Annotated in this window: 1 protein-coding gene; it reads right to left on the reverse strand. The window is 63.8% G+C overall.

What is annotated here, in order from left to right; genetic code table 11:
• Positions 1-839, reverse strand: an 839-nt coding sequence (glyA, locus tag ACR0JW_RS23890) for a serine hydroxymethyltransferase (protein ID WP_480714618.1), incomplete at both ends; no start/stop codon positions are given.

The raw sequence follows: 839 nt of genomic DNA on the forward strand, positions 1-839 counted from the left end.
GGCTGCAGCGCCTCGCCGAAGGCCACGGCCTTGGCCGCGATCACGTGCATCAGCGGGCCGCCCTGAATGCCGGGGAAGATGGCCGAGTTCACTTTCTTTGCGATATCTTCATCATTGGTCAGGATCATGCCGCCACGCGGGCCGCGCAGGGTCTTGTGCGTCGTGGTGGTCGCCACATGCGCATGCGGGAAGGGGCTGGGGTGCTCGCCCGCCGCCACCAGACCGGCGAAATGCGCCATGTCCACGTGCAGATAGGCGCCGACCATGTCGGCGATCTCGCGCATGCGGGCAAAGTCGATCTGGCGCGGGATGGCCGAGCCACCGGCGATGATCAGCTTGGGCTGGTGCTCTTTCGCCAGCGCCTCGACCTGATCGTAGTCCAGCATGTTGTCTTCCTTGCGGACGCCGTACTGCACCGCGTTGAACCACTTGCCCGACTGGTTCGGGCGGGCGCCATGGGTCAGGTGACCACCGGCATCCAGGCTCATGCCCAGAATGGTGTCACCGGGTTTGATCAGCGCCTGGAACACGCCCTGGTTGGCCTGAGAGCCCGAGTTCGGCTGCACGTTGGCGAAACCGCAGCCAAACAGCTGCTTGGCGCGGTCGATGGCCAGGTTCTCGGCAATGTCCACGAACTGGCAGCCGCCATAATAGCGCCGCCCGGGATAGCCTTCGGCGTATTTGTTGGTCATCACCGAGCCCTGCGCCTCCATCACTGCGGCGCTGACGATGTTCTCGGACGCAATCAGCTCGATTTCATCGCGCTGGCGCCCCAACTCGGACCGGATCGAGCCGAAAAGCTCAGGATCACGATCCGAAAGAGACTGGGTGAAAAAACC

This window comes from Ruegeria sp. BG6, assembly GCF_056538465.1.